This is a genomic window from Marinobacter sp. V032, assembly GCF_052645435.1.
Genome location: NZ_JBQXYE010000001.1, coordinates 2,236,012 through 2,260,584, shown reverse-complemented (window position 1 = coordinate 2,260,584; position 24,573 = coordinate 2,236,012). Strand labels below are relative to the sequence as shown.

Below are 24,573 nucleotides of genomic sequence, written 5' to 3'. Positions count from 1 at the left end.
GAACGAAGCGCCCCCTGGATACCTTGTTGTTGGAAAGCCTTTTGCCGGAAAATCAAAGAGCGCCGGCGCTAACCAACGCTTCTTCTACTTCCCCGTGGAATCGCGCATCAAGCGGTGTGAGCGGCAGCCGTATGCCTTCACCAATCAGGCCCATGCGCTTTAGGGCCCATTTAACGGGTATGGGGTTGGCCTCGAGGAACAGCTTGCGATGAAGCGGCATCAGCTTTTCATTGATTGCCTCGACCCGCTCGCGATCACCAGCAATAGCGGCCTCACACAAATCAGCCATACCGCGCGGTGCAACGTTTGCCGTGACCGACACGTTACCTTTGCCACCCAGCAACATCAGGTCCGCTGCGGTCGCATCATCACCCGAATATACCGCCATCCGACCCTCAACCATGCGAATCAACTCTTCGCCGCGGGGAATATTACCGGTGGCATCCTTGATCCCGATGATATTAGGCACATCTGCCAACCGTTCAACGGTTTCATTCATCATGTCGCAGGCTGTGCGGCCCGGCACATTGTAAAGAATCTGGTCGATAGGAACGGCTTCTGCGATGGTTTTGAAATGCTGATACAGCCCTTCCTGCGTGGGCTTGTTGTAATAGGGAACAACAAGCAATGCGGCATCGGCACCCAGCTTGTGAGCGGCCGTCGTCAGCTCAATCGCTTCACGGGTCGAATTACCGCCGGTACCTGCGATCACCGAAATACGACCACTGACCCGTTTGATAATATGCTCAATAACCCCACAATGCTCTTCCGGATCGAGCGTAGAGGATTCACCTGTGGTGCCTACCGCTACAATGCCGTGAGTTCCATTCTCGATATGGAAATCAATCAGAGTGTCCAATTGCGTCCAGTGGACACTCCCGTCCGGATGCATCGGGGTAACCAGAGCGACAAGACTGCCAGTGATCATAAGAACTCCGTTCGGGTAAAACGGTAATGGTAATTGCGGGTGCGAACCGAAACAACCATTCTGTATGACCTCATGACCGACTTTTAACGGAAACCCAACCAACAAAGAGGATTAGCCATGTCCAGCGTTGCACTAGACAAGCCTGTACCTGAATTCAGTTTGCCGGCTACTGGCGACAAAAATATCAGCCTGTCCGACTTCAAGGGCAAACAAAACGTCGTAATTTATTTCTATCCGAAAGACAGCACACCTGGCTGCACCACTGAAGGTCAGGACTTCAGAGACAATCACGCGGCATTCGAATCAGAAGACACTGTCATCCTCGGCGTCTCTCGTGACGGCATCAAATCTCACGAGAACTTCAAAGCCAAGCAGGCGTTTAACTTTGACCTGCTTTCCGACAAGGAAGAGGAACTCTGCAAGTTGTTTGACGTCATCAAGCTAAAAAAAATGTACGGCAAAGAAAGCCTCGGCGTTGAACGGAGCACCTTCATCATCGACAAGGACGGCATTCTGCGCAAAGAGTGGCGGGGCGTGAAAGTCAAAGGTCACGTAGACGAAGTGCTAGAAGCAGTACGCGCACTGTAAAACTGCCACCAAGCAAGAGCGCGAACTGCGCTCTTGCTTGGTCCGGAATCTAGCCCTGCTCTACGCGAGGCAACTCGGCGTCGTGCCGTACTGGCCACGCTGAAAAAACCGCTTTCAGCATGGTAGCCAGCGGGATCGCAAAGAAAACGCCCCACAACCCCCAGATACCACCAAAAAACAACACCGCAATGATGATCACAACCGGATGAAGGTTGTTCACTTCGGAGAAGAGCAAGGGAACAAGCACGTTCCCATCGAGCGCCTGGATGATGCCGTAAATCACCATCAGCCAGATGTAATGACTGGTCCAGCCAAACGCAAACAACCCGATAATAGCCACAGGCACCGTAACAACCGCTGCGCCAATGTAGGGAATAACAACTGACAGCCCAACCAGCAATGACAGCAGCGCCGCGTATGGCAACCCCATTACCCGAAAACAGATAAAGGTTGCCCCGCCGACAATCAGTATCTCCACAGCCTTACCACGGACATAATTCGCACATTGAAGATTCACCTCATGCCAGATGCGCTGCATCATCGGGCGTTGTTGCGGCAGCGTGGCAGCCAGCGCGCCAATCAGTTTGCGACGATCCTTCAGGAAGAAGAAAACAAGAATCGGCAGCAATACCAGATAAATCAGCAACGCGACGATATCGGGAATACTCGAGAGCGAGAAAGACACCAGCCACTGCGTAAAGTTGGCAACCTCTCCGGTGACCTGGGTGTAAACGCTGTCAATGGACTGGATAGAAATAAGATTCGGATACTCCTGCGGCAACAGTTCAAGGTAAGTCTGCAGTATGCCGAACATGCGGGGCGCTTCGCTCGCAAGCGATGTCAGCTGCACCCAAAGCAAAGGCATCATCCCCAGGATAAAGCCGACCAGAATGCCAATAAACAGAAGGAAAACGAGAATAATCGATGCGCCTTCCGGAACGCCACTATGGGTCAACCGGGTGACCAGCCCCTGAAGAATAAAGGCGATGATGATCGCTGCAATAACCGGCGCCAACATATGACCAAGCCAGATAATGCCCAGGGTTCCCAGAATGAGAAGCAGGAAAAGAATGACGGCTTCATCATCCGAAAAGTATTTATGGGCAAGGCCCCGAATAATTCTGACCATCAACAAACTCCGTTTAGTGCGAATCGCCACAGCGTATCAGAAACCGGAACAGACCCTCGGACTCATCCGCCTGCTCGAGCTCATGCACTGTTAAATTAAGGTATGCAGGAATATCCCGGGCTGATCCCGGATCATCTGACACGACCTCAAGCTGATCACCGGGCTTCATCTCGTTAAGCTGCAATTTGGTTTTCAAAAGAGGCATGGGGCAGCGCATACCGCAGGTATCAATCGTTATTGTGTTCATATTACGGTAATTTTTACCCAATCTTTTCAATGTGTCATCATCCGAAAAGAGCCAGCGTGCGTTACACTGCAACCAGGCTTCATCAGAGAATTCCGGCCTGTCGCCTTGAATTCATCGGCTCTTTAGCCCGCAGGAGTATATCAGGCCCGTTATGCGCCACGCCTCTCCATACCGTAAGAAAACGCGGAAATACATCACCCGGGTTCTGCACTTTTCGGCGAGTCTGCTTTTCGGGCTCGCGACCGCCTTTCCCCTGCAGGCTGCGGATACTGACTTGCCCTCGCTTGGCGGCGTCGGTGGCGGGCTGATTTCCGAGCAGCAGGAAGCGGCTATCGGGCGACAGGTGATGCAGTCGCTGCGCAGATCAACACAGCAAATTGAGGACCCGCTCGTCGTCGATTACCTCGGCAGCATGGTCTACCGCCTGGTGCCCTATGCGCCGTTGCAGAATCGGGACCTGAGCCTTGTTGTTATCGATAGTCCGGAGATCAACGCATTTGCCGTTCCCGGTGGCATTATCGGAGTAAACGGCGGCCTGTTCCTTAACGCCAACACCGAACAGCAGTTTGCGTCGGTACTGGCCCACGAGCTTGCGCACTTGAGCCAGCGACACTTTGCCCGCCGACTGGAGCAACAGCAAACCAGCACACCGATGACCATCGCCGGGATGTTGGCGGGTATTATCCTGTCCGCTGTGACCAAATCCGACGTTGGTATTGCCGCGATCGCGGGTACTCAAGCGCTCGCCATTCAGAACATGCTGCAGTACAGCCGGTCAAACGAGCAGGAAGCCGACCGGGTTGGCATAGATATCATGGCGGACGCGGGCCTGGACCCTCATGGCATGCCCGAAATGTTTGAAATCATGATGCGCCAGAACCGCCTGCAAGGGGGGCAGCCGCCAGAATACCTCTCGACTCACCCACTGACCCAGAGCCGGGTCTCGGACTCCCGTAGCCGGGCCAATCAATATCCGGTGAAAAAAAATGGTGACGAGCTGGAATACCATCTCGTCAGGGCAAGACTTCAGGTTCACTATGCACAATCAGCCGAACAGGCCGCAGAGTCCCTGCAGGCGATGCTGGACAGCAACACCTCCGGCACGCCGGACGCCGCTATCCGCTATGGCGTAGCGGTCGCAAACCTTGAGGCGGGTAAAATCGAGGCAGCCCAGAGCATTATCGAAGCCTTGCTGCGTGAAAACCCCGGACGAATTACCTACCAGGTGACCCTGGCAGACGTGCTGACCAAGCGTAAGCAGTATGATCAGGCCATCGAACTGATGAGCAAGGCGCTGAGCCGCAACCCCCGAAACTATCCGATTACCTATGCCCTGGCGACTGCGCACTACGAAGCGGGCAATGGCCGTCAGGCCGCCGAGCTTTTCGGTCAGCTAACACAGCGCTTCCCGAGTTACGTTAACTTGTGGCTCAACCTCTCGGATGCCGAAGGTCTTGCACGGGATATCGTCGGCGTGCACCGGGCGCGGGCGGAATACGACATTCTGATGGGTGATCTTGAAGCTGCAGGACGGCAACTCAGAGAAGCCTTGAACAAGGTACCGCCGGGCACGCCTGTGCGGGAGATCGTGACCCAGCGGCTCACGCAGGTAACCAAAGCTCTGGAGCAGCAGCGACAACAATAACCCCATTCACACGCGAAGACCTGAGCCCACTCAAATATCCGCCGGTGAAGGGCGCTGAAGAGAAGGTCAGGCGTTGCCGGCGGCCTTGAGGTTCATGTTTGCGGTGAAATCCAGCATTCTGCGCAGCGGCTTAAGCGCCAGTTCCCGCAGCTCAGGCGTAACCAGAATCTCCTGATCACCCTTCTGCAGTACCTGCAACAGATTCTCCAGGCCATTCATCGCCATCCAGGGACAATGAGCGCAGCTGCGACAGGTTGCACCACTGCCTGCCGTTGGTGCTTCGATCAGCGTCTTGTTCGGCGCAAGCTGCTGCATCTTGTAGAAGATGCCGTTGTCGGTCGCCACAATAAAATGCTGATTGGGCATGGTCTGGACAGCGTGAATCAACTGGGAAGTTGATCCCACGACATCCGCAACATCCACGACCGACTCAGGTGACTCGGGGTGAACCAGTACCGCCGCATCCGGATAAAGTGCTTTCAGGTCTTCGACGCCACGGGACTTGAACTCTTCGTGAACGATGCAGGACCCATCCCAGAGCAGCATGTCGGCACCGGTGGTTTTCTCGATGTAGCGCCCGAGGTGCTTATCCGGCGCCCAGAGAATTTTCTCACCCTGCGCATCCAGATGCTCAACAATGGCTTGCGCGCAGCTGGATGTCACAACCCAGTCAGCCCGCGCCTTGACTGCCGCTGAGGTGTTGGCATAGACCACGACAGTGCGATCCGGATGCGTATCACAAAAGGCGGCAAACTCGTCTGGCGGGCAGCCAATGTCGAGCGAACAGGTCGCTTCCAGCGTTGGCATCAGGACGGTTTTTTCAGGATTGAGTATTTTTGCGGTTTCGCCCATAAACTTGACGCCGGCAACTACCACGGTAGTCGCCGGGTGCTGATTACTGAATCGGGCCATTTCAAGCGAGTCAGCCACGCAGCCGCCGGTCTCTTCAGCCAGGCGCTGAATCTCCGGATCGGTATAGTAATGCGCTACCAGCACGGCATCGCGCGCCTTGAGCTCCTGCTTGATCTGGGCTTCCAGATGATCGCGTTCGTCACCGCTCAGTGCGCGCGGCTCCGACTCGTGAGCCAGATGTTCCTGTACCAGAATTCTGTCTTGAGCCTTGGTCATGAGGTTTCATCTCTCCCGGATATCAGGTCACTACCCGCATCGAGCCGCATAAAGGCATGACGACCGACAACTGACCTATAGCTTATATAACGCGTTATAAGGGCGATGACAGGATTTTACCACCCCAAGGATACTGATTTCGCCCTCAGCGCAGCCACAATAACGAGAGTCGCGGCTGTTGATAAGACCTGCACAGACCGCCAACCCCTATCAAATCGCCATCCGGGTGCGGCGCATATACATGCGACCACACCCTATAAAATCGCCAGAAACAAAAAAGGGAGCCTGCTGGCTCCCTTTACTGCAGAACTGCCTCTGAGTGCAGTTCCGACCACCGCGACGGATGGCATATTTGGTGGGTCGTGATGGATTCGAACCATCGACCAATTGGTTAAAAGCCAACTGCTCTACCAACTGAGCTAACGACCCAATGCTGTCGCCGGCTTTCGCCGTATCAGACCAGAATCAACATATCCTGCTCTGTTTTCGTTCGGTGGTGGGTCGTGATGGATTCGAACCATCGACCAATTGGTTAAAAGCCAACTGCTCTACCAACTGAGCTAACGACCCAAACGAGGCGCATATGGTACGGATTTTTTGAGGCTTGGCAAGCCCTTTTTAAAGGCAAAAGTCGAATCAATTCAGCATTGATCACGATTCAACCAAAACACCGGTCTATTGACCAAAATCCGTACTATCGAAAACTGAATCAGAGCTTTGTCAGGTACTCACTTGCCAGCTTAGAAGCGTTACTGTCGCCGTAGCGCTCAGACACGGACTCCAGCGTTTTGCGGGCAGCCGCCTTATCGCCGAGTCGATCTTCCGTCACACCCAGCTTGTAGAGCGCGTCAGGCGCTTTACGATGATCACCGAACCGGGATGCCACAATGGAAAACGCCTGTTTAGCCTGCTCCAGTTGAGGTTTTACCAGGTAGACCTCACCCAGCCAGTAATAAGCATTAACTGTCAGGTCGCCTTCCGGATACTCGGAAATAAAGCTGTAAATTCGATCGATCGCGCCATCATAGTCCTTTTTCTCGCGAATCAGGGTCTGGATTTCATCATATGCAGCCCTTTCTTTGTCTGAAGGTGCACGATATTCGCGAATTTTGGTGGTGCCTTTTGAACCGCCCGACTTTGACGGCTCGGCAGCAGCTCCACTAGCAGATGCGCCAGAACTGTCAGTCGCCGGCTGGTTGCGGGAAAGCTCCAGAATACGCTGATCCAGGTCGATGTAGCGTTCTTTCGATTGTCGGGTCAGTCGATCCAGCTTGTGCTTTTGCTCTTCGACTACACCATTGAGCTTGCGAACTTCCTGTTGCAGTTGCTCAATCATGAAAAACAACTCGGCATTGCCCTGGCCCGAAGCGGACTGCGTTCTGGCCTGAGAGCCGGCGTTCTGGTATGCAGGTACAGTTGATTGCGCCAGGGCGCTACCGCAAAGCGATAGCGCCACAGTCGCCATGAGGATCTGTCTCATGGGGCCTCACATCTTATTGGTAGATCAATTCTACACGACGGTTCTGTGCCCAGACGCTCTCGCCCTGACCCATTACCGCAGGCTTTTCTTCACCGTAGCTGATGGTTTCGATCTGGTCGCGCGACGCGCCATTAACGATCAGGAAACGCTCAACAGCTTTGGCACGACGCTCGCCCAGTGCAAGGTTATATTCCTTGGTACCGCGCTCGTCACCATGACCTTCCAAACGAATTGAACGGTTAGGGTTTTCTGACAGGAACTTGGCGTGTGCAACCAGCACGTCACGTGATTCTGACTTGATTTCAGAGGTATCGAAATCGAAGTAGAACGTTGTGATTTTACGCATGGCGGCTGCTTCAGCCTGAGCCGATTCCTGAGCGCGCTCTTCAGCTGTCATGTCTGAAGACGATACGCCGCTGGATCCGTCGCCACCGTATACTTCACTGCCGCCTTCCTGATCGACTGCAGAGACATCAGAGCCGTAGGCGCCTTCTTCCTGAGTTTCACCCGTTGAACTACAACCTGCCATAACGCCCAGAGCAAACATCAGTGCAATAAGTTTTGGAAAGGTACGAGTCATTTTAATTTCCTTGGTTATGTAGTGACTTACAAATAGTGACTTACAAATATTTCAAGCGCTTAGAGTTACAGGTTTTACGTCAATTGACAAAGGGCGACCATGCAGGCTCCCGCACATCGCCGAAACGTGACGGCAACGTGTAGGTGGAACCCCCATCGGCTGAAACGACTGCCAGCACGCTATTGCTTCCTTGCTGGGTCGCGTAAATCAAAAGACGCCCATTGGGAGCCACGCTGGGTGACTCGTCCAGTTGGGTCCGGGTGAGGATTGACTCATCACCGGAATCGACGTTCATCCGCGCGATATGAAACGCTGAATCGCGCTGATGAACATAGAAGATGTTTTTGCCATCAGCGCTGTAACGCGGACGGGCATTGTAACGGCTGCCAAAGGTCAGTCGCTTGAGATCACCGCCATTTGCATCCATTCGATATACCTGTGGCCCACCGGAGCGATCAGATGTGAAAACGAAACTTTCGCCGTCAGGCGCCCAGCTTGGCTCGGTATCGATAGCCCAGTGATCTGTCATTCGCGTCAGCTTGCGGCTGGCGATATCCATTTTGTAGATTTCTGCGTTGCCGTCCCGCGAGAGCGTCAGCAATAGCGACTTTCCATCTGGCGAGAATGCTGGCGCAGAGTTGAGCCCCGGAAACTGGGCGATTTTGTTGCGCTTGCCTGTCGACAGTTCGTGAATATAGATTGCCGGCCGCCCTGTCTCGAAAGAGACATAAGCCAGTCTCTTGCCATCCGGAGCCCAGGCTGGAGAAAGAATCGGTTCGTCGGTCTTCAGGCGCACTTGCGATCGCTTACCGTCCACATCACTGACGTTCAGACGGTAGATGCGCTTGCCGTCTTCCATATCCAGCGTGATATAGGCAATACGAGTCGAGAAGATGCCTTTGGTGCCGGTGATGGCTTCGTATACCCGATCGCTGATGTGGTGCCCCAGAGTGCGAAGATTTTTCGCCGACACCGTGGCAGTTGCGCCCAGGATGCGCTTTTCCTGATTGACATCAAACAGCTCGAACTGCGCTTTAACGTCCTTTCCGCCGTTCGCCGGACTCAACTGCCCTACCAGCAGGTATTTTTGGCCCAGCAGGCGCCAGTCCCGGTAATAAACATCATCTCCCTTTGAAGGCAGACTCAGCATCTTGTCCGTTGCCAGCGGCGCAAACTCACCACTCATGGCCAGGTCATCACGCACGATCTGGGCGATGTCTTCATCCCCACTGATGCCGCCGGATTCACCAAAGGGTACGACGGCCACCGGAAGCGCATTATCTGCCCCTTCAGTGATTCGAATCAGTAGTTCGGCCTGTGCGGGCATGGCCAGGACACCCGCCAATACCAGGGTCAAAAAAGCACGCATCATTGTTGGCACCTTGTTTTAGTCCGTTGTAGTCCGTTTCAAGCTGATCGAATACTGTCGTCAACAAGTACACCGTGCATCATGCCCGATGTTATTTAAGCGTCTTTGGATCGAACTGAAGCGAGAAGGTTCGAAAATACCGATTAAACACATCCGCGTCATCCGGCACCGGGAATCGGCTGATCCCCCTCACCGCACTCAGTGCAGAGTTATCAAACGCACTGTTGCCACTGCTCTTGGTCACTTTCACCGATACCAGCTCACCTGTCGGTAGAAGCGTGATTTCCAGGGTTGCGACCAGACCCGGCTGAGCAGAGGACGGTATGAACCAGTTTGCCCCGACCTTGTCCCGGATCAGCCCTTCGTATTTTTCACTCTCTGACTGCATCCGCGCATCCCGCGCTTTTGATGCCGCGGCCTGCTCAGCTCTTCGCTGTTCCGCCAACGCCTGATCCTGTTTTGATTGTGAGGCCAGGGCTGCTAGCTGCTCTTCCCGCTTCTTGCGCTCCTGCTCACGACGCTTGGCTTCTTCCTGCTCTTTTCGCTTACGTTCAGCCTCTTCCTGTTTACGCTTCTCTTCAGCCTGCCTCTTTTCTTCTGCTTTCCTTTTTTCTTCCGCTTTACGCTGCTCTTCAGCCTTGCGCCGCTCTTCAGCTTTGCGCTTCTCTTCGGCTGCTGCTTTCTCTTTTTCGGCTTTTCGCTTCGCTGCAGCCGCAGCTTCTGCCTCGGCCTTTATTTTGGCCGCCTCTTTGGCTTTTGCTTCAGCTTCCGCCTTTTTCTCTTTCTCGCGAACAAGCGCCTTTTTACGCTCTTCTTCGCGTTTCTGTTCCGCCTCAGCGGCTTTGCGCTCCTGCTCTTGCCGCTCAAGCTCCTTCTGTTTCTCTTCGTCCGGCTTTTTTTCCGGTTGCGCCTTTTCCGGCTCAGGCTTGGGCTTCACTGCCGGCTCAGGTTGCGTTTTTTCCGGCATGATCAGACGGGCCGATATACTTCTCGGCGGCGGCTCGTGAGTCGGATTGGACCAGCTCCATCCCACCAGTGCGAAGAAAAAGATGGCGGCATGAAGCAGCGCCGACAACACAACTGGCTTGCGCCAGGGGGGCCGGACCTCGTTACTGTTGGACTCGCGTATGTTATCCGTCACAAGCGATTAACCCTGAGGCTCCTCGGTAATCAAACCCACACTTGAAGCACCAGCGGCCTGCAATGTTGCCATCAGGCGCACCACTGTTCCGTAATCGACGTTCGAATCCCCACGCACAAGCACGTCACGCTGGGTTCGGGTCGACAGCACTTTGCCGATCTGCTCGCTCAATTTTGCCAGCGGCAACGGCTTTGAGTCCTTTTCACCGACTTCCATGTAGTACGCGCCATTGGAGTCCACCGATACAATGATCGGCTCGACGTTCTTTTGCGCCGCAATCGGGTCCGATGTTGTTTCAGGCAGATCGACCTTGACGCCCTGTGTCATCATCGGCGCTGTGACCATAAAGATAATCAGCAGTACCAGCATGACGTCGATATAGGGCACCACGTTGATATCAGCCATCGGCTTGCGGCGCGGATGTTGCGATATTCCCATACCTTTCATAACACCTCCGTCAGCCAATCAGGCTGCGCGCCCTTTTTCGCCAGTGTGGACCCTGCGATGCAGGATGCTGGAAAACTCTTCGGCAAAGGTTTCATAGTTTTTCAGCAGGGCGTCTGAACGTGCCGCGAAACGGTTGTACGCAATAACAGCCGGTATCGCAGCAAAAAGACCCATAGCAGTTGCAATCAGTGCTTCCGAGATCCCCGGAGCAACGGTTGCCAGGGTAGCTTGCTGAACCTGTGCCAAGCCACGGAAAGAGTTCATGATGCCCCAGACAGTGCCAAACAGGCCGACATAGGGACTGGTGGACCCAACAGTCGCGAGAAACGGAAGATGGGCTTCCAGCCGCTCCTGCTCTCTAGACAGCGCAACCCGCATTGCCCGCTGGGATCCTTCCATGACCGCATCCGCATCCTGACTTTGCTGACGCAAACGGGAAAACTCGCGGAAGCCGGCACGAAATACCGATTCCATCCCGCTATGGGGAGTTGGATTGCTGGTCACATCGCGATAGAGCTGGCCCAGATCCATCCCCGACCAGAATTGCTCCTCGAATGCCAACTGGGACTTCCGTGCTTTTTTGAAGACCTGCAAACGCTGAAAAATCAGCCCCCAGGACATCACCGATGCCGACACCAGCAACAGCATAACCAGCTGCACCAATAGACTGGCGTTAGCAATGAGACTCCAAACCGACAGTTGTGACTCCACGTTTCACTCCTGATCTATGTATTGAGGGCAACCAACCGGCCCGTTTTTATTCAATGCTCAATTAATGATTGTTCTGTTCCGTTGCTGCCAAAGCGGACATGGCTTGCGGCAACGCTCTCGGACGACCGGTATCAAGCGCAACGCATGCCACTTTTACATCGGCGCTGGCCAATAATTCGTTGTCTGACTGGCGGATAACCTCCTGACGAAATGTCATCCACACCCGGCCAATAGCGGTCAGCTCCGCGGTGACCAACAATTGGTCATCCAGTTTGCCGGCTTTTCGATAGTGAATCCCCAGTTTCTGAACCACGTAACTGATGTTTTCTTCCAGACCGCTACGCAGCGCCACACCCCGTGATCGCACCCATTCAGTGCGGGCCCTTTCCATAAAGTGCAGGTATTTGGCATGAAACACGATGCCGCCAGCGTCTGTGTCTTCGATATAAACCCGCACCGGCAATCTGAAGATACTATCCATCTCGATGCCCATTACGCATCCCCCCCGGATTCAGGCGGAGTCACGCCGAAGTGGAGATAAGCGTGAGAGGTCACCATGCGCCCACGCGGCGTACGGATCATATACCCCTGCTGGATCAGGAAAGGCTCGATCACATCTTCAATTGTGCCTCGCTCTTCACTGATCGCTGCAGCAAGACTTTCGACGCCGACAGGGCCGCCACCGAACTTCTCTATCAGCGCCAACAACAACCGCCGATCCATATGATCAAAACCCTGATTATCTACTTTCAACATATTCAGCGCCTGATCGGCTACTTCAGCAGTAATCACACCATCCGCCTTCACCTCTGCGTAATCCCGCACGCGGCGAAGCAAGCGGTTCGCAATTCGAGGCGTGCCCCGCGAGCGACGCGCAATTTCGACAGCGCCCCCCTCGTGCAGTTGAACAGACAGCAGTTTTGCCGAGCGCTGGACGATGTGGGTAAGGTCCTTGGTGTTATAGAACTCCAGGCGCTGAACAATCCCAAAACGATCCCTTAGCGGCGACGTTAAGAGGCCTGCTCGTGTCGTTGCACCAACCAGAGTAAACGGTGGCAAATCAAGCTTGATAGAGCGCGCTGCCGGACCGTCTCCGATCATGATATCGAGCTGATAGTCCTCCATCGCCGGATAGAGCACTTCCTCAACGACGGCATTCAGGCGGTGGATTTCGTCTATGAAAAGGACATCACCCTCTTCCAGATTGGTGAGCATGGCAGCCAGATCGCCCGCTTTTTCCAGTACCGGCCCTGAGGTCGTTTTGATCGCAACGCCCATTTCATTGGCAACGATATTGGCAAGCGTGGTTTTACCAAGCCCGGGAGGACCGAAGATAAGCACATGATCAAGCGCTTCGTTCCGGCCGCGAGCGGCAGAGATGAAAATCTCCATTTGCTCGCGAACTGTTGGCTGACCCACATACTCACTGAGCAGCGTCGGGCGAATGGCACGATCCTGTACATCTTCATACCCGCTGGTCTGCGGCGAAATCAGGCGGTCAGATTCAATCATGATATGGGTTCGCGGAGATCCTGTTGTTTATCAATCTGTACTCCGTTGCGACGCGTTCGGACTCAATTGACGTTCATTTTACAAACGCAATGCCCACTGTCACGTTACGCTCTGGACAGATTCCATTAAGACATTAATGATAGGCAGGTTCAAACCCGCCCTTTTGGGACATGGGCTTAGGCGGTGAAGATCAACCGGCGGGGATCATGCTTTTCAAGGCAAGCCTGATAATTTCAGTGGAGCTCATGCCGTCTTTAGCGACACGGGAAACCGCCTTGGCCGCCTCCTGGGGCTTGTATCCGAGGGCAATCAGCGCCGCCTCCGCTTCGTCAAGCGGATCATGCCCCGGTGGCACCGAACCGGGAGTCGTAACATGACTCTGAGCGACCCCGTCAATTGACGGCATTCCCTCAAGCTGACCAAGCCGGTCCCCCATTTCAATCAGCAGCCTTTCAGCCGTCTTTTTACCTACTCCGGGCACTTTGACGAGCGCATTCACGTCACGATTATCGACGCAGCGCACAAATTGCTGGGTATCCAGAGCGGACAAAATAGCCAGCGCCAGCTTGGGACCGACACCGTTTACCTTTATCAGCAAACGAAACAGGTCGCGCTCGAGCCTCGCCGAAAAACCAAACAGGCTCTGGGCATCTTCACGCACTGAAAAATGGGTATACAGGAGTGTTTCCTGGCCGGCGTCAGGCAAGTTGAAGAAGGTAGTGTAGGGAATGTCGATTTCGTAACCCAGTCCATTGCAGTCAACGACAACATGGCCTGGCTGCTTTTCAATGAGACGACCCCGTATCTGCCCTATCAAAACCACGACTCCCAAAAGGTTATGACAATGCCGCTCAGCAGCATTGCGTTATTGTTAATTTCGCCCCTGCTAGTCAGCGCAGACGGCCGCCCCGCATGCGACTGCCGGAGGCAATACGCGCGATACTCTGGCTCATGGTGGCGTGACACAAGGCAATCGCGAGTGCGTCGGCAGCATCAGCCTGGGGCTTTCGACTTAATGAGAGGATGCTTTGCACCATATGCTGAACCTGTACCTTGTCAGCGCCGCCTGTGCCAACCACCGCCTGCTTGACCTGTCGGGCCGAGTATTCATGCACCGGCAGGCTGCTGTTGGCTGCTGCGACTATCGCCACACCTCTCGCCTGCCCCAGCTTGAGCGCCGAATCCGGGTTGCGGGCCATAAAGACCTGTTCGATTGCAAATTCCTCCGGCCGGAATTGCTCAATCAGGGTTACGAGACTCTGGTAGATGATCTGCAGACGCTCCGCCATTGGCTTTTCGCCCATGCGAATGCAACCACTGTCGACATACTCGGTAAGACGGCCATCGCTCCGGATCACACCGTAGCCGGTAATACGTGATCCCGGATCAACGCCCAGAATAATAGGCACTAGCGCAACCCTTTGTGGAACAAGCCTGCCATAGTGCACCAACTCGCTATCCAGCGCACGCTGGAAAGGCCGTTGCGATATCTTGTATTGGCCCGCTCACTTTGATCTGCCATGACTTTTTCCACCCTCAAAACGACCATTCCCGTCAGGCCATAGGCACTGACGGGAATGGATACTGCGACCTAAGGAATCTCTGATGAAAAATCAGTCTTCCTTTTTCTCCGCTTCCGGATTTGCGCCCTTCACCGCAGGCGCCTTGCGCAAGCGAATATGCAAATCCTTCAGCTGACGCTCGTCCACCTGGCCTGGGGCCTGAGTCAGCAGACAGGTCGCGCTCTGTGTTTTCGGGAATGCAATCACGTCACGAATCGACGTGGCGCCGGTCATCAGCATGATCAACCGATCAAGACCAAATGCCAGACCACCATGTGGCGGGCAACCGAACTTGAGTGCGTCCAGCAGGAAGCCAAATTTGGCGCGCGCTTCAGTTTCATCGATACCCAGAATTCGGAAAACCGCCTGCTGCATATCTTCGTTATGAATACGAATCGAACCACCACCCAACTCGGTACCGTTCAACACCATATCGTAAGCACGGGAAAGTGCCGTTGCCGGGTTTGCTGCCAACTCTTCCGGCGAGCAGGATGGCGCAGTGAACGGATGGTGAATAGCGGTCAGATTGCCGCTGCTGTCTTCTTCAAACATCGGGAAGTCGACAACCCAAAGCGGTGACCATTCGCAAGTCAGCATATCCAGATCGTGGCCGAGCTTGACTCGCAGCGCTCCCAGAGCCTCATTTACGACAGTTGTCTTGTCGGCACCAAAGAACACGATATCGCCGTCTTCGGCTCCAACGCGCTCCATCATCGCCAGCGCAATATCGTCGCCGAGGAACTTGACGATCGGCGACTGCAGACCAGCGACACCCTGAGACAGATCGTTCACTTTGATGTAAGCCAGCCCCTTGGCACCGTAAATACCAACAAACTTGGTGTACTCATCAATCTGCTTGCGGCTCAGTTCACCACCCTTGGGCACACGCAATGCGGCGACGCGACCTTTTGGATCCTTAGCAGGGCCCGAGAACACCTTGAAATCGACGGATTCAACAAGATCAGCAACGTCAATCAGTTCCAGAGGAATACGCAGATCCGGCTTGTCACTGCCGTAACGCTGCATCGCCTCGGAGTAAGGCATACGCGGGAATTCCGGTAGTTTTACGTCAAGCTGATCGGCGAACAATTCGCGGATCATGCTTTCGGTAATGCCCATCAGGCCCTCTTCATCAATAAATGAAGACTCGATATCGATCTGGGTGAATTCAGGCTGGCGATCCGCACGCAGATCCTCGTCCCGGAAACACTTGGCAATCTGGTAGTAACGATCAACACCGGACACCATCAACAGCTGCTTAAACAGTTGCGGCGACTGCGGTAATGCGAAAAAGGAGCCTTCCTGGGTCCGGCTTGGCACCAGATAATCCCGTGCCCCTTCCGGTGTCGCACGGGTGAGGATCGGCGTTTCAACGTCCATGAAATCATGGCGGTCGAGGAAGTTACGGATATAACTCGTCACTTTCGAGCGGAAACGCAAACGATTCAGCATCTCTGGACGACGCAGGTCAATGTAGCGATAACGGAGTCGCACGTCTTCGCCCACATCTGAGTGCTCATCCAGCGGGAACGGCGGAGTTGCCGCTGCATTGAGGATGGTCAGCGACTTACACAGGACTTCAACCTGGCCTGTCGGCATGTTGGCGTTTTCGGTGCCAGCCGGACGACGACGGACGCGCCCTTTGATCTGGAGAACAAACTCGCTACGCACTTTTTCTGCAAGCGCGAAGCTGTCTTCTGTATCCGGATCCACCACAATCTGGGACATGCCATCACGATCACGCAGGTCCAGAAAGATAACCCCGCCGTGGTCACGGCGACGATGGACCCAGCCGCAGAGGGTGACGTCCTGATCGATGTGTGATTCGTTGATTCCACCGCAATAGTGACTGCGCATACCCTTTCCCGTTAATCAGTGTGCGTTTGTTGGTGTGAGCTCAGCCGGCAGTCGGCCCAGCTTTTCCCGTTGTACTGTTTGCCGAAGCGGCGTTGCCACTGTCAGCGAGATTCTTTTTTGCGCCGGTTTTAAAATCGGTTTCATACCAACCCGTACCTGACAGCCGAAACCCGCCGGCCGAAATACGCTTACGGAACTTGTCGGTCTCGCAGGACGGACAGTGTTTCAGCGCAGGATCGCTCATCTTGTGGATCACGTCTTTCTCAAAACCGCACGCGTCACAGACGTATTCATAAATTGGCATGACCAAACTCCCCATAATATAACCAATACCAGCAAGCTCACTCGCACAGGCTCGGGAAATCACCCTGCCGCCTGTTCTGGAGCACTGATCACATCATCGGAATACTGCCAGGCCCGAAGAACCGGAACCGCATCCGTTAAAAGCGGCACATTATAAACATAACCCGCGCCAAAATCAGGCAGCACAACTGTGCATTTCTCTTAATCCTTTGTGTTTTTTTGCACGCAGGCAAAATGAATCCGGCAAACCGCTATCAGCTGAAGGATGACGCCCCCGCCCACTGACGGTAACATGTGCTCGCCGTATCCTCGTTGCTGGAGATAAAAGTGCCCACTCGCGCAGAACAAAAATTAAAAACACGCCGCTCCCTGATGGATGCCGCCCTGCGACAGCTCAGCGCTGATCGCGGCTTCGGCAGTTTGAGCTTGCGCGAAGTCGCCCGGGAGGCCGGCATTGCCCCCACGTCGTTTTATCGGCATTTCTCTGATCTTGATGAACTGGGGCTGGCGCTGGTTGACGAAGGTGGCGTCGCGCTCCGCCAGCTGATGCGCCAGGCCCGCAAGCGAATTGCCCGCGATGGCGGCGTTATCAGCACATCAGTCGACACCTTCATGGAATACCTGAGCAACAACGCCAATCTGTTTCGGCTGATGCTGCGGGAAAAAACGGGCGTATCCAAAACCTTTCGTACCGCGATACAGGCGGAAATCGATCATTTTGCGACCGAACTCGCCGACGATCTGCGGCGGTTCGCCGAAGAGCAGAAAAAGCCGCTATCCAGCGGTCGACTGGTTGCAGAAGCGATGGTGACGCTGGTCTTTAATCAGGGAGCGGAGGCGCTGGACGCGACACCCCGGGAAAAAGAAGAACTCAAGGAACGACTCAAAGCCGAGTTGCGAATGGTACTGGCTGGGTCGCAGGCAATGGCAGCCGCTTCCCATAAAAAAACCGAATAAACGATAACGCGGATTAATCCAGCAAAGCCGATTGATACGCTGACACCACCGGCACCAGCCTCTCTTTCATGCTTGCCAGAGCCGACTCTGAATACGGCTCTGCCGGTACCACGCCCCAGACCGGTCCGGGCCAGGCCGCATCGCCTTCAAAACGTACAACATGGTGCAGGTGTAGTTGCGGCACCATATTACCCAGAGCCGCCACATTAAGCTTTTGTCCGGAGAATGCCATCATCAGCGCCTCGCCTATAGCGCTGGATTCGTGCAACAGGCCCTGCTGGTCAGCGGGAGATAGCTCATATATCTCCCGCACTCCCGCGCGTCGCGGCACCAGCAAAAGCCAGGGATAGTGCGCATCGTTCATCAACCGCAGTTCGCTAAGCTCACTGGATGCTAACAGAAGCGTGTCGTCTGCCAGCTTATGATGTAACGCGAACCCTTCCCCGGCCATTTCAATCAGCTCCCAACAGCAGAAAACTGATTCTGACCACGACCAATGGCGTAATAGGTCAGCTTGTGGCGCTCCAGCATTTCAGAGGTATAGAGGTTACGCCCATCAAATATGACGGGATAATTCAGCGACTGCGCAATCATGCCGAAGTCCGGCGAGCGGAACTCTTTCCACTCGGTGCAGATCACCAGCGCATCCGCACCTTTGAGTGCCTGCTCTTTGGTGCCGCACAACTGAAGTCCGGGCTCATCGCCGTAGATCCTCTGGGTTTCGTTCATCGCTTCAGGATCAAAGGCCTGCACCTTGGCGCCGGCTTTCCATAGCGCTTCCATCAGCGTCCGCGCGGAGGCTTCACGCATATCGTCGGTATTCGGCTTGAATGCCAGGCCCCAGATCGCAATGGTCTTGCCCGCTACGTCGCCCTGGAAATAATGGCTGACCTTGTCGAACAGCACCTGCTTTTGCGCCTGGTTGACGCCTTCAACTGCATTCAGTAGCTGAGCGTTGTAATCGCAATCCCGCGCTGTTCGCGCCAGAGCCGTCACATCTTTGGGGAAGCAGGATCCACCGTAGCCACAGCCGGGATAGATAAAGTGGTAGCCGATCCGCGGGTCAGAACCAATACCGCGACGTACGGCCTCGATATCAGCCCCCAGTCGCTCCGAAAGGTTGGCCATCTCGTTCATAAAGCTGATTTTGGTAGCCAGCATCGCGTTCGCCGCATACTTGGTCAGCTCGGCGGACCGCAGATCCATAAAAATCATCCGGTCGTGGTTCCGGTTAAACGGATAGTAGACTTCCCGCAGCATATCAGCTGCGCGATCGCTGTCAGTCCCCACGACAATACGATCCGGCTTCATGAAGTCGGTTACCGCAGCGCCTTCTTTCAGAAACTCGGGGTTGGACGCCACATCAAATTCCAGCTCCAGGCCACGGCGATCCAGTTCTGCACGTACCGCCGCTTTTACCTTGTCTCCAGTGCCGACCGGTACGGTCGATTTGTCGATCACAACCTTGTAGCTGTCCATGTACTGGCCGATCGAGCGGGCGACAGCCGTGACATACTGCAAATCCGCGGAGCCATCTTCGTCAGGGGGGGTGCCCACCGCGATAAACTGGATATCGGCGTGCTTGACCGCCACCTCGGTATCGGTCGTGAACTTGAGGCGACCGGCATCGACGTTATGGGTAACGATGGATTCCAGCCCCGGTTCATAAATCGGAATGACACCGCTGGTCAGTTTCTCGATTTTTACAGGGTCAACATCCATGCACAGCACATCGTGCCCTACATCTGCCAGACAGGCGCCTGTAACCAACCCTACGTACCCGGTTCCAAAAATGGTGATCTTCATCTGCTCGTCCTGAGTTAGACAATTAAATTTGAGTGGTTAAATTCAAAGGCGGTAATTTAACCGAAACTTGTTAAACTTTCGTTCATTGTGCCTTACGATCCGTCCACACTTTTTCCCAAGCCAATGCTGTGCCAACAATCGTGTCCAGATCGGCGTAATCAGGCTGCCATCCCAGCACCCTGGTAATTTTGGAATTATCCGCCATCAATGCCACCGGGTCCCCTGCCCGCGGGCCGACTTCTTCGACCGGAAAATCCACACCAGACAAGCGCTTCACCACATCAATCACTTCCTTAACGGTGAAACCGCTGCCGTAACCGCAGTTCATAAGCTGGGACTGGCCTTCCTTCTTCATGTAGTCCAGTGCCATAACATGCGCTTTGGCAAGATCCTCGACGTGAATGTAATCGCGTATACAGGTGCCGTCACGGGTATCGAACTCGGTGCCGAAAATCTGCATTCCTCTGCGCGAGCCTGTCGCACACTCACACGCCACTTTAATAAGATGCGTAGCCTCAGGCGTTGCCTGACCGAGCAAGCCTGCAGGGTTTGCCCCCGCCACGTTGAAATAACGCAGGATCACATAGTTCAGAGACGACGAAGACGCCGCCAAATCCATAATCATCCGCTCGCTCATCATCTTTGATGCGCCGTAAGGATTAATCGGCGCGAGCGGCATATCTTCGGTCAGCACCGTTTCTTCAGGCATGCCATAGACCGCAGCAGTGGACGAGAAGACCATGTACGGCACTTTATGGTGATCAATTGCCTTGAGCAGATTAAGCGTATTGCGGGTGTTGTTGCTGTAGTACTTCAAAGGATTTTCAACAGATTCCGGCACCACAATGTTCGCAGCGAAGTGTAAAACTGCCTCAAAATTGTGCGCTTTGAACACCGCATCAAGTGCAGCTTCATCCGCCAGATCGCCTTCAACGAGCTCACCGCAGGTAACAGCCCAGCGATAGCCGGTGGACAAGTTATCGTAAACCACTACGTCATGCCCCGCTGCGCCAAGCTGACGTACCACATGACTGCCAATATAGCCGGCTCCGCCGGTAACCAGAACTTTCATAACATTCCCTTTATCTGAAGGCACCAGAATGGGTTGTCTGTCGATGAAGCCGCTGCATTGGCGACTGCATCCCGACTGCTTATTTGCTTAAAACCTGTCAGAAACTAACGGCTCGATTCCGTCTTGCGCTGACGAATCTCGGCACGACGCGCCGCGAAAAAAGACGAAATCGCCTCACTGCACTGCTCGGCCAACACGCCCGCAGTCACTGAAATACGCCAGTTCATGGCATCACTTTCAAGTAATCGGGCCGAGGATTCAATAGCGCCGGCCTTGGGCTCAGTTGCGCCATAAACCAGCCGTGAAATCCGGCTGTGTATGAGCGCACCGGCGCACATCGTGCAGGGCTCGATTGTGACGTATAGCGTCGCGCCAGGAAGGCGATAGTTTCCGATGCGTGCTGCCGCGTCCCGCAATGCCCTCACCTCGGCGTGAGCGGTCGGGTCACAACCGGATATGGGCGCATTGAACCCGGTACCGATTTCCTTTCCGTCCAATACTACGACGGCACCCACAGGCACCTCGCCGGCAGCAGCCGCCTGTGCCGAGAGTGAGAGAGCGCGCGCCATCCAGCGTTTGTCTTCGGTCATATTGTTTAAATGCTGTTCATTCGCTCTGGTCACAACCGGACTCCCTAACTCAATCATAGCCAAAGCGCTGTGAACCTTTTTCACCTGTGCACTGCAAAAAAGCCCGGCTCAGCACAAAACGGGCTGAACCGGGCCTTTCGATCACGTTGAAACCCTCGGGATCACGTCAGAGCCTGATGCTCAGCCTATTCCCACTCAATAGTTGCGGGCGGCTTCGAGGAGATATCATAGGTTACTCGTGAAACGCCGGAAATTTCATTGATAATCCGGTTCGAAACCGTTTCCAGCAGCTCATATGGCAAGCGGGCCCAGCGAGCAGTCATGAAATCGACAGTCTCGACCGCGCGCACCGCAATCACGTACTCGTAGCGACGGGCATCGCCGACCACGCCGACGGATTTTACCGGCAGGAAGACAGCGAAGGCCTGGCTGACTTTGTGGTAGTAGTCAGCGCGATGCAGCTCTTCAAGGAAAATCGCGTCAGCGCGACGCAGGATTTCGGCATATTCCTTCTTCACTTCACCCAGAATACGCACACCTAGCCCCGGCCCCGGGAACGGATGGCGGTAGAGCATATCGTACGGCAGACCCAGTTCAAGACCGATGCGACGCACCTCATCCTTGAACAGTTCGCGCAGCGGCTCAACCAGTTTCATCTTCATGGTTTCAGGCAAGCCACCAACATTGTGGTGTGACTTGATAACGTGGGCCTTGCCGGTTTTGGATGCAGCGGATTCGATGACATCAGGATAGATCGTACCCTGAGCCAGCCAGTTCACGTCCTTGATTCGGCTGCCTTCTTCATCGAATACATCGATGAACGTGTTACCGATCACCTTGCGCTTCTGTTCCGGATCGCTGACGCCTTTGAGCTTCGACAGGAAAAGGTCTTCGGAATCGGAGCGAATGACTTTAAGCCCCATATTCCGGGAGAACATCTCCATTACCTGATCGCCCTCGTGAAGTCTCAGGAGGCCGTTATCAACAAACACACAGGTCAACTGATCACCGATCGCCTTGTGTAGCAAAGCGGCTGTTACCGACGAATCGACGCCACCGGAAAGTCCCAGCAATACCTTCTCCGAGCCCACCTGTTCGCGAATCTGACGGACGGCATCATCAACAATCTGCGCCGGCGTCCAGAGCGCTTCACACTGACAGATAGCGAGCACAAAGTGCTCAAGAATCCGCTGCCCCTGCAGGGTATGAGTCACTTCCGGATGGAACTGAACACCGAAAAGGTTGCGCTCAAGATCCTGCATAGCCGCAATGGGTGCACTCTCGGTGGAGGCCAGTAGTTCGAAGCCTTCCGGCATGGTGACGACCTTGTCACCATGACTCATCCACACATCCAGCAGGGACTCGCCGCGCTCTGTCAGGTGGTCTGTTATATCTTTCAGCAGCGGCCCTTCAGCCCGCACCTTCACCTGTGCGTAACCGAACTCGCGCTTCTCAGAACTGGCGACCTTGCCCCCCAGCTGCTCTGCCATGGTTTGCATGCCATAGCAGATACCGAGGATCGGAATGCCACGCTCAAACAATCCTTCCGGCGCACGAGGGCCGCCCAATTCGGTCACCGATTCGGGACCGCCAGCCAGAACTATCCCCTTGGGCCGGAACTCTTCCAGCTCTTCACCGGTGATATCAAATGGCCGAACCTCACAATAAACACCGATCTCCCGAATACGACGGGCGATTAACTGGGTGTATTGGGAACCGAAATCCAGAATCAGAATGCGGTGATCGTGAATATTTTGAGCCATGAATTCCTCAATTCAGAAAATGCGAACGGGGCACAGGATAAATCCCGGGCCCCGGAACAGCGCCGACAGCGAACCCTGGCGGACTCGGCATCGGAACATGCAGACAAGGTTTGCAACCCATCGCGGGATTCACCGACGCGACGGGTTAACCAACACGATAGTTCGGCGCTTCCTTGGTAATGGTCACATCGTGAACATGACTTTCACTCATGCCGGCACTGGTGATGCGGGTGAACTGCGGACGGGTCCGCATCTCGCCCATATCACGGCAGCCGGTATAGCCCATGGAAGCCCTGACGCCCCCCATCAACTGATGCAGGATGGCGCGCATCGGGCCCTTGCAGGCAACCCGGCCTTCGATGCCTTCTGGTACGAGCTTTTCAACACCTTCACTGGCATCCTGGAAGTAACGGTCACTGGACCCCTGACCCATCGCTCCGAGTGAGCCCATACCACGGTATGCCTTGTAACTGCGCCCCTGGAAGAGTTCAACTTCGCCGGGTGCTTCGTCGGTACCCGCCAGCAAACTGCCTACCATCACACTGAACGCACCGGCTGCCAGCGCCTTGGCAAGGTCACCGGAAAAACGTACGCCGCCATCGGCAATCAGAGGAACGCCACGCTCTTTAAGCGCCGCTGCAACATTGGATACGGCCGAAATCTGGGGGACGCCAATACCCGCCACGATGCGGGTCGTGCAGATCGAACCCGGGCCGATACCTACCTTGACTGCGTCAGCACCTGCGTCCGCCAGAGCGATTGCCGCTTCAGCCGTTGCGATGTTGCCGCCGATAACCTGCACTTCAGGGAAACGCTTCTTGGTCCAGCTGACCCGGTCCAGAACACCTTTCGAATGCCCGTGAGCGGTGTCGATAACAATCACATCCACACCCGCTTCAACCAACGCCGATATGCGGGCTTCGGTGTCTCCACCGGTTCCCACTGCAGCGCCAACACGCAACCGACCCTGCTCATCCTTGCAAGCCAACGGATAGTCCTTGGCTTTCTGGATATCTTTTACTGTGATGAGGCCTCTCAGCTCAAACGCATCGTTTACCACCAGCACTTTCTCGATACGATGACGGTGCAGCAGGTTTTTAACCTCGTCGAGGCTCGCGCCCTCAGGGGCTGTCACCAGCTTTTCCTTTGGCGTCATGATCTCGGAAACCAGGGTGTCCAGACGGCCTTCAAAACGAATATCACGACCGGTCACAATGCCAACCAGATCGCGGCCGTCGACAACCGGCAGACCAGAAATATTGTTCGCAGAGGTAATATCCACCAGCTCACGCACCGTAGTGGAAGGCGATACGGTGATCGGATCCTTCACGACGCCGCTCTCGTATTTTTTGACCTTGCGCACCGCAGCGGCCTGCTGCTCGACACTCATGTTCTTGTGGATAATCCCGATGCCGCCTTCCTGTGCCATGGCAATAGCCAGTTCCGCACCGGTAACGGTATCCATCGCTGCTGACACCAGCGGAATGTTAAGGGTGATCCCTTTGGTTAACTGGGTTTCAAGGCTGACATCCTTGGGAAGAACTTCTGAATAACCTGGAACGAGGAGGACGTCATCAAATGTGAGGGCTTCTTCGGCAATACGCAGCATGGGACCCGCCTTTTTTGGAGCTAAGTGTTCGGAGGCAACGACAGAGTTGAAAGCAATTAACAAACCCATCCAGAATGGCGAGAATGTTTAAAGTTTTCAGATAAAACAAACGCCTCGGCCGCCTCAATGCCATCTGTGCATTGTAGATT

General features: G+C 54.7%; 25 protein-coding genes and 2 tRNA genes. 3 read left to right on the top strand and 24 right to left on the bottom strand.

The annotated features are described in order from the left end of the window. Nucleotides 1–52 precede the first annotated feature (52 nt). Nucleotides 53–928, bottom strand: a complete 876-nt coding sequence (dapA, locus tag ACUN9X_RS10335; protein ID WP_260035315.1) for a 4-hydroxy-tetrahydrodipicolinate synthase — start codon at nt 926–928, stop codon at nt 53–55. A gap of 117 nt (nt 929–1,045) precedes the next feature. On the opposite strand from dapA, the gene ACUN9X_RS10330 reads away from it, so the two are divergent. After that, nucleotides 1,046–1,516 carry a peroxiredoxin gene (locus tag ACUN9X_RS10330; protein ID WP_260035313.1) on the top strand — a complete coding sequence of 157 codons (471 nt, stop codon included), beginning with the start codon at nt 1,046–1,048 and terminating at the stop codon, nt 1,514–1,516. A gap of 49 nt (nt 1,517–1,565) precedes the next feature. Here the strand turns inward: ACUN9X_RS10330 and ACUN9X_RS10325 are convergent, their stop codons facing one another. Together ACUN9X_RS10325 and ACUN9X_RS10320 are read right to left on the bottom strand one after the other, a co-directional pair. Beyond that, nucleotides 1,566–2,645 (bottom strand): AI-2E family transporter, encoded by a 1,080-nt coding sequence (locus ACUN9X_RS10325; RefSeq protein ID WP_445472988.1) that lies wholly within the window; start codon nt 2,643–2,645, stop codon nt 1,566–1,568. Between the two features lie 13 nt (nt 2,646–2,658). After that, nucleotides 2,659–2,892: a sulfurtransferase TusA family protein gene (locus ACUN9X_RS10320; RefSeq protein ID WP_260035311.1), complete on the bottom strand. Its 234-nt coding sequence runs from the start codon at nt 2,890–2,892 to the stop codon at nt 2,659–2,661. 151 nt (nt 2,893–3,043) lie between these two features. Between ACUN9X_RS10320 and ACUN9X_RS10315 the strand changes: the two genes are divergently transcribed. Then, nucleotides 3,044–4,537 (top strand): beta-barrel assembly-enhancing protease, encoded by a 1,494-nt coding sequence (locus ACUN9X_RS10315; protein ID WP_445472987.1) that lies wholly within the window; start codon nt 3,044–3,046, stop codon nt 4,535–4,537. Between the two features lie 66 nt (nt 4,538–4,603). Here the strand turns inward: ACUN9X_RS10315 and nadA are convergent, their stop codons facing one another. The 15 genes from nadA to ACUN9X_RS10240 form a co-directional block, all read right to left on the bottom strand. Beyond that, entirely contained in the window at nt 4,604–5,665 is a 1,062-nt protein-coding gene (gene nadA, locus ACUN9X_RS10310) for a quinolinate synthase NadA (protein ID WP_445472986.1), read from the bottom strand. 353 nt (nt 5,666–6,018) lie between these two features. Then, nucleotides 6,019–6,094, bottom strand: a tRNA-Lys gene (locus tag ACUN9X_RS10305). Between the two features lie 65 nt (nt 6,095–6,159). Further along, a tRNA-Lys gene (locus ACUN9X_RS10300) sits at nt 6,160–6,235 on the bottom strand. Nucleotides 6,236–6,374: 139 nt separating this feature from the next. Next, complete coding sequence (ybgF, locus tag ACUN9X_RS10295) at nt 6,375–7,145, bottom strand: tol-pal system protein YbgF (RefSeq protein ID WP_260035306.1); 771 nt, start codon at nt 7,143–7,145, stop codon at nt 6,375–6,377. Nucleotides 7,146–7,158: 13 nt separating this feature from the next. After that, nucleotides 7,159–7,725, bottom strand: coding sequence for a peptidoglycan-associated lipoprotein Pal (pal, locus tag ACUN9X_RS10290; RefSeq protein WP_260035305.1), 567 nt, complete (start codon nt 7,723–7,725; stop codon nt 7,159–7,161). A 79-nt stretch (nt 7,726–7,804) separates the two neighbouring features. Next, nucleotides 7,805–9,097 carry a Tol-Pal system beta propeller repeat protein TolB gene (gene tolB, locus ACUN9X_RS10285; RefSeq protein WP_260035304.1) on the bottom strand — a complete coding sequence of 431 codons (1,293 nt, stop codon included), beginning with the start codon at nt 9,095–9,097 and terminating at the stop codon, nt 7,805–7,807. Between the two features lie 88 nt (nt 9,098–9,185). Continuing rightward, complete coding sequence (tolA, locus tag ACUN9X_RS10280) at nt 9,186–10,235, bottom strand: cell envelope integrity protein TolA (protein WP_445472985.1); 1,050 nt, start codon at nt 10,233–10,235, stop codon at nt 9,186–9,188. Nucleotides 10,236–10,241: 6 nt separating this feature from the next. Then, nucleotides 10,242–10,682 carry a protein TolR gene (tolR, locus tag ACUN9X_RS10275; RefSeq protein WP_260035301.1) on the bottom strand — a complete coding sequence of 147 codons (441 nt, stop codon included), beginning with the start codon at nt 10,680–10,682 and terminating at the stop codon, nt 10,242–10,244. A gap of 18 nt (nt 10,683–10,700) precedes the next feature. Next, nucleotides 10,701–11,393 carry a protein TolQ gene (gene tolQ, locus ACUN9X_RS10270; protein ID WP_260035299.1) on the bottom strand — a complete coding sequence of 231 codons (693 nt, stop codon included), beginning with the start codon at nt 11,391–11,393 and terminating at the stop codon, nt 10,701–10,703. Nucleotides 11,394–11,454: 61 nt separating this feature from the next. Beyond that, complete coding sequence (gene ybgC / locus ACUN9X_RS10265) at nt 11,455–11,886, bottom strand: tol-pal system-associated acyl-CoA thioesterase (protein WP_445472984.1); 432 nt, start codon at nt 11,884–11,886, stop codon at nt 11,455–11,457. Next, the gene (ruvB, locus tag ACUN9X_RS10260; RefSeq protein WP_260035296.1) at nt 11,886–12,905 is read right to left on the bottom strand and encodes a Holliday junction branch migration DNA helicase RuvB; all 1,020 of its coding nucleotides are present in this window, start codon (nt 12,903–12,905) and stop codon (nt 11,886–11,888) included. The genes ybgC and ruvB overlap by 1 nt, the downstream gene beginning before the upstream one ends. A gap of 190 nt (nt 12,906–13,095) precedes the next feature. Beyond that, complete coding sequence (gene ruvA, locus ACUN9X_RS10255; protein WP_445472983.1) at nt 13,096–13,722, bottom strand: Holliday junction branch migration protein RuvA; 627 nt, start codon at nt 13,720–13,722, stop codon at nt 13,096–13,098. Between the two features lie 73 nt (nt 13,723–13,795). Further along, nucleotides 13,796–14,314 (bottom strand): crossover junction endodeoxyribonuclease RuvC, encoded by a 519-nt coding sequence (gene ruvC / locus ACUN9X_RS10250; protein WP_260035292.1) that lies wholly within the window; start codon nt 14,312–14,314, stop codon nt 13,796–13,798. 204 nt (nt 14,315–14,518) lie between these two features. Next, on the bottom strand, nt 14,519–16,324 hold the full coding sequence (gene aspS, locus ACUN9X_RS10245; protein WP_260035290.1) for an aspartate--tRNA ligase: 1,806 nt from the start codon (nt 16,322–16,324) through the stop codon (nt 14,519–14,521). Between the two features lie 40 nt (nt 16,325–16,364). Continuing rightward, a complete protein-coding gene (locus ACUN9X_RS10240; protein WP_260035760.1) occupies nt 16,365–16,628 on the bottom strand; it encodes an FmdB family zinc ribbon protein in 264 nt (87 codons plus the stop codon). Nucleotides 16,629–16,954: 326 nt separating this feature from the next. Between ACUN9X_RS10240 and fabR the strand changes: the two genes are divergently transcribed. After that, nucleotides 16,955–17,584 (top strand): HTH-type transcriptional repressor FabR, encoded by a 630-nt coding sequence (fabR, locus tag ACUN9X_RS10235; RefSeq protein WP_260035288.1) that lies wholly within the window; start codon nt 16,955–16,957, stop codon nt 17,582–17,584. Between the two features lie 13 nt (nt 17,585–17,597). On the opposite strand, the gene ACUN9X_RS10230 is transcribed toward fabR, so the two are convergent. The 6 genes from ACUN9X_RS10230 to guaB all read right to left on the bottom strand — a co-directional run bounded on the left by ACUN9X_RS10230 (nt 17,598) and on the right by guaB (nt 24,424). Then, on the bottom strand, nt 17,598–18,035 hold the full coding sequence (locus ACUN9X_RS10230) for an HIT domain-containing protein (protein ID WP_445472982.1): 438 nt from the start codon (nt 18,033–18,035) through the stop codon (nt 17,598–17,600). A gap of 5 nt (nt 18,036–18,040) precedes the next feature. Then, on the bottom strand, nt 18,041–19,390 hold the full coding sequence (locus ACUN9X_RS10225; RefSeq protein WP_260035285.1) for a UDP-glucose dehydrogenase family protein: 1,350 nt from the start codon (nt 19,388–19,390) through the stop codon (nt 18,041–18,043). Between the two features lie 82 nt (nt 19,391–19,472). Next, nucleotides 19,473–20,462, bottom strand: coding sequence for a UDP-glucose 4-epimerase GalE (galE, locus tag ACUN9X_RS10220; RefSeq protein ID WP_260035283.1), 990 nt, complete (start codon nt 20,460–20,462; stop codon nt 19,473–19,475). Nucleotides 20,463–20,566: 104 nt separating this feature from the next. Then, the gene (tadA, locus tag ACUN9X_RS10215) at nt 20,567–21,052 is read right to left on the bottom strand and encodes a tRNA adenosine(34) deaminase TadA (protein ID WP_445473207.1); all 486 of its coding nucleotides are present in this window, start codon (nt 21,050–21,052) and stop codon (nt 20,567–20,569) included. Between the two features lie 185 nt (nt 21,053–21,237). Further along, complete coding sequence (gene guaA, locus ACUN9X_RS10210; protein WP_445472981.1) at nt 21,238–22,815, bottom strand: glutamine-hydrolyzing GMP synthase; 1,578 nt, start codon at nt 22,813–22,815, stop codon at nt 21,238–21,240. Between the two features lie 145 nt (nt 22,816–22,960). Next, nucleotides 22,961–24,424, bottom strand: coding sequence for an IMP dehydrogenase (gene guaB / locus ACUN9X_RS10205; RefSeq protein WP_260035280.1), 1,464 nt, complete (start codon nt 24,422–24,424; stop codon nt 22,961–22,963). Between the last annotated feature and the right edge of the window lie 149 nt (nt 24,425–24,573).

Excerpts from the sequence above, each read along its gene's own strand:
- dapA (WP_260035315.1), bottom strand. The coding sequence starts at position 928 with ATGATCACTGGCAGTCTTGTCGCTCTGGTTACCCCGATGCATCCGGAC.
- ACUN9X_RS10330 (WP_260035313.1), top strand. The coding sequence starts at position 1,046 with ATGTCCAGCGTTGCACTAGACAAGCCTGTACCTGAATTCAGTTTGCCG.
- ACUN9X_RS10325 (WP_445472988.1), bottom strand. The coding sequence starts at position 2,645 with ATGGTCAGAATTATTCGGGGCCTTGCCCATAAATACTTTTCGGATGAT.
- ACUN9X_RS10320 (WP_260035311.1), bottom strand. The coding sequence starts at position 2,892 with ATGAACACAATAACGATTGATACCTGCGGTATGCGCTGCCCCATGCCT.
- ACUN9X_RS10315 (WP_445472987.1), top strand. The coding sequence starts at position 3,044 with ATGCGCCACGCCTCTCCATACCGTAAGAAAACGCGGAAATACATCACC.
- nadA (WP_445472986.1), bottom strand. The coding sequence starts at position 5,665 with ATGACCAAGGCTCAAGACAGAATTCTGGTACAGGAACATCTGGCTCAC.
- ybgF (WP_260035306.1), bottom strand. The coding sequence starts at position 7,145 with ATGAGACAGATCCTCATGGCGACTGTGGCGCTATCGCTTTGCGGTAGC.
- pal (WP_260035305.1), bottom strand. The coding sequence starts at position 7,725 with ATGACTCGTACCTTTCCAAAACTTATTGCACTGATGTTTGCTCTGGGC.
- tolB (WP_260035304.1), bottom strand. The coding sequence starts at position 9,097 with ATGATGCGTGCTTTTTTGACCCTGGTATTGGCGGGTGTCCTGGCCATG.
- tolR (WP_260035301.1), bottom strand. The coding sequence starts at position 10,682 with ATGAAAGGTATGGGAATATCGCAACATCCGCGCCGCAAGCCGATGGCT.
- ybgC (WP_445472984.1), bottom strand. The coding sequence starts at position 11,886 with ATGGGCATCGAGATGGATAGTATCTTCAGATTGCCGGTGCGGGTTTAT.
- ruvB (WP_260035296.1), bottom strand. The coding sequence starts at position 12,905 with ATGATTGAATCTGACCGCCTGATTTCGCCGCAGACCAGCGGGTATGAA.
- aspS (WP_260035290.1), bottom strand. The coding sequence starts at position 16,324 with ATGCGCAGTCACTATTGCGGTGGAATCAACGAATCACACATCGATCAG.
- ACUN9X_RS10240 (WP_260035760.1), bottom strand. The coding sequence starts at position 16,628 with ATGCCAATTTATGAATACGTCTGTGACGCGTGCGGTTTTGAGAAAGAC.
- ACUN9X_RS10230 (WP_445472982.1), bottom strand. The coding sequence starts at position 18,035 with ATGGCCGGGGAAGGGTTCGCGTTACATCATAAGCTGGCAGACGACACG.
- ACUN9X_RS10225 (WP_260035285.1), bottom strand. The coding sequence starts at position 19,390 with ATGAAGATCACCATTTTTGGAACCGGGTACGTAGGGTTGGTTACAGGC.
- galE (WP_260035283.1), bottom strand. The coding sequence starts at position 20,462 with ATGAAAGTTCTGGTTACCGGCGGAGCCGGCTATATTGGCAGTCATGTG.
- tadA (WP_445473207.1), bottom strand. The coding sequence starts at position 21,052 with ATGACCGAAGACAAACGCTGGATGGCGCGCGCTCTCTCACTCTCGGCA.
- guaA (WP_445472981.1), bottom strand. The coding sequence starts at position 22,815 with ATGGCTCAAAATATTCACGATCACCGCATTCTGATTCTGGATTTCGGT.
- guaB (WP_260035280.1), bottom strand. The coding sequence starts at position 24,424 with ATGCTGCGTATTGCCGAAGAAGCCCTCACATTTGATGACGTCCTCCTC.